The following is a 2,500-nucleotide window of genomic DNA, read 5'->3' as shown; positions in this document are numbered from 1 at the left end:
GGCGAGGCCGAAAGGCGTAGTCGATGGGAACCACGTTAATAATCGTGGGCCTGGTGGAGAGTGACGGATCCCGTGTGTTGTCATCCCTTATCGGATTGGGATGGCCTCGAAGGGGTCCCAGGAAATAGCCCCACCGTATAGACCGTACCCGAAACCGACACAGGTGGACTGGTAGAGTATACCAAGGCGCTTGAGAGAACCGCACTGAAGGAACTCGGCAAATTGCACGCGTAACTTCGGAAGAAGCGTGACCTCCTTGGACGCAAGTTCATGGAGGTGGCACAGACCAGGGGGTAGCGACTGTTTATCAAAAACACAGGGCTCTGCGAAGTCGCAAGACGACGTATAGGGTCTGACGCCTGCCCGGTGCTGGAAGGTTAAGAGGAGGGGTGCAAGCTCTGAATCGAAGCCCCAGTAAACGGCGGCCGTAACTATAACGGTCCTAAGGTAGCGAAATTCCTTGTCGGGTAAGTTCCGACCTGCACGAATGGCGTAACGACTTCCCCGCTGTCTCCAGTGCGGACTCAGTGAAATTGAATTCCCCGTGAAGATGCGGGGTTCCTGCGGTCAGACGGAAAGACCCCGTGCACCTTTACTATAGCTTTACACTGGCATTCGTGTCGGCATGTGTAGGATAGGTGGTAGGCTTTGAAGCGTGGGCGCTAGCTTGCGTGGAGCCATCCTTGAAATACCACCCTTATCGTCATGGATGTCTAACCGCGGCCCGTCATCCGGGTCCGGGACAGTGTATGGTGGGTAGTTTGACTGGGGCGGTCGCCTCCCAAAGAGTAACGGAGGCGCGCGATGGTGGGCTCAGACCGGTCGGAAATCGGTCGTCGAGTGCAATGGCATAAGCCCGCCTGACTGCGAGACAGACAAGTCGAGCAGAGACGAAAGTCGGTCATAGTGATCCGGTGGTCCCGCGTGGAAGGGCCATCGCTCAACGGATAAAAGGTACGCCGGGGATAACAGGCTGATGACCCCCAAGAGTCCATATCGACGGGGTTGTTTGGCACCTCGATGTCGGCTCATCGCATCCTGGGGCTGGAGCAGGTCCCAAGGGTTTGGCTGTTCGCCAATTAAAGCGGTACGTGAGCTGGGTTCAGAACGTCGTGAGACAGTTCGGTCCCTATCTGCCGTGGGTGTAGGAATATTGACAGGATCTGTCCCTAGTACGAGAGGACCGGGATGGACATACCTCTGGTGGACCTGTTGTGGCGCCAGCCGCAGTGCAGGGTAGCTATGTATGGACGGGATAACCGCTGAAGGCATCTAAGCGGGAAACCCACCTGGAAACGAGTATTCCCTATCAGGGCCGTGGAAGACGACCACGTTGATAGGCCGGATGTGGAAGCGGGGTAACCCGTGAAGCTGACCGGTACTAATCGCCCGATTGGCTTGATCGTTCTCATTCGCCCATGTTCATCACGCCGACCTCGCCTTGCGATGTCGGCAGCGACGAACGGCGCTCTCATCTCTTCGAAAAATCCAGCTTCCCCTGATGCAATTGGCCGACCTGGTGGTTATAGCGAGGCGGCCGCACCCGATCCCATTCCGAACTCGGCCGTGAAACGCCTCAGCGCCCATGATACTTCGTCTTAAGACGCGGGAAAGTCGGTCGCTGCCAGGTCTGCCAATCGCATCAAGGCTCTCTTCGTCCTCTCCAACGCCCCGGCTTCCACCAAGCCGGGGCGTTTTTGCGTCTGCAATCCGGCGCCCGTTCCAGCTCCTCGCCTCCCGAAAACCGATCCACGTTCGCCTCGGCTCCCTCGAGAAGGGCGGTGGCCGCCGCTCCCGTCCGCCAGACCTGAAAGCCAACTCGGCCTTCTCTGAAAATGCTCTAGAGCCCGGCGCGGTGGCGCTGCAGGAAGCGCGACACGGTGGAGCGCGACACCCGCAGGATGCGACCGATCTCGGCGTGGCTGCGCTCCTCGCCCGCCAGGCGCACCGCCTCCTCGCGCTGGGGCGGCGTCAGCAGCGGCGGGCGCCCGAACCGGCGTCCCGCCTTCATCGCCCGCGCCCGCCCCTCCGCGGTCCGCTCCCGGATCAGCGAGCGCTCGAACTCCGCCAGGCCCCCCAGCACTGTCAGCATCAGCCGACCCGCCGGCGTCGCCGTGTCCGCCCAGGCCTCCGCCAGCGAGCGCAGCCGCGCGCCGCGCGCCTCGATCGCCGCCACGATCTCCAGGAGATCGCGCGTCGAGCGCGCCAGGCGGTCGAGCCGCGTCACCACCAGCACGTCCCCCTCGCCCAGCGCCGCCAACGCCCGCGCCAGCTCCACCCGGTGCCCGGAGGCCCCCGACGCCGTCTCCCCGAAGATCGCCGTGCACCCCGCCGCCCGCAACTGCTCGCGCTGCATCGACACGGTCTGCCCCGACGTGCTCACCCGCGCATAGCCGATCATGCCCGTCCCTCTGCACCGGCCATCTGCACCACGCAACGCCTTGATCGATCAGCTATCAAAATCCGGTGCGAAACTGACAAGATTCGAGAAATGGAAAGA

1 protein-coding gene and 2 rRNA genes (1 of these 3 cut by a window edge) are annotated in these 2,500 nt (G+C 61.9%); 2 read left to right on the top strand and 1 reads right to left on the bottom strand.

Features of this window, described 5'->3' with window-relative positions:
- Together GGR04_RS23490 and rrf are read left to right on the top strand one after the other, a co-directional pair.
- Window positions 1–1,406: ribosomal RNA gene (locus GGR04_RS23490) — 23S ribosomal RNA — on the top strand; it begins 1,419 nt to the left of the window's first position.
- 109 nt (window positions 1,407–1,515) lie between these two features.
- Window positions 1,516–1,630, top strand: a 5S ribosomal RNA gene (gene rrf / locus GGR04_RS23485).
- Window positions 1,631–1,840: 210 nt separating this feature from the next.
- Here rrf and GGR04_RS23480 read toward each other — a convergent pair.
- The gene (locus tag GGR04_RS23480; RefSeq protein ID WP_183203008.1) at window positions 1,841–2,401 is read right to left on the bottom strand and encodes a recombinase family protein; all 561 of its coding nucleotides are present in this window, start codon (window positions 2,399–2,401) and stop codon (window positions 1,841–1,843) included.
- Window positions 2,402–2,500 lie beyond the last annotated feature (99 nt).

Origin of the sequence: Aureimonas pseudogalii (assembly GCF_014196835.1) — a bacterium.
In the GTDB taxonomy this organism is placed as follows: domain Bacteria; phylum Pseudomonadota; class Alphaproteobacteria; order Rhizobiales; family Rhizobiaceae; genus Aureimonas; species Aureimonas pseudogalii.
The sequence above is the reverse complement of the archived record's forward strand: the minus strand, read 5'-3'. Positions and strand labels throughout refer to the sequence as shown.